The organism is Bacillus pretiosus (assembly GCF_051294775.1).
GTDB classification, from domain to species: Bacteria; Bacillota; Bacilli; order Bacillales; family Bacillaceae_G; genus Bacillus_A; species Bacillus_A wiedmannii.
The window spans coordinates 1-304 of the sequence record NZ_JBPPHF010000203.1; the positions used below are offsets into that span (position 1 = coordinate 1).

The following is a 304-nucleotide window of genomic DNA, read 5'->3' on the forward strand; positions in this document are numbered from 1 at the left end:
AAGAAGGAATTGATAAACTTATCAAAGCTGTCGATAGCATAGATGACGTGAAAGAAAAAGAGTAAAAATTTTCAGAAGCATTAGATAAGGCTGAAGAGGCACAAGCAAGAATTGAAGCGAAGAAAAATAAATAGAGTTGTAGTTTAAAAGGCTGTCGTGTATAACGACAGCCTTTTTACTTTTTTCTGCATAAGAAGTGATGCTATGTAGTAAAAAAGAAATAATTTTAGAATTCCATCTGTCCTCATGATGAATTGTATAAATGTTACGCTGAAATTCAAATTCAGGGATAGGAATGTAGGAT

At 32.2% G+C, this 304-nt stretch carries 1 pseudogene; it reads right to left on the reverse strand.

What is annotated here, in order from left to right:
- Nucleotides 1-177: 177 nt before the first annotated feature.
- Nucleotides 178-304 (reverse strand): annotated as a pseudogene (locus ACSG5Z_RS30525) (LysR family transcriptional regulator); the annotation flags it as partial.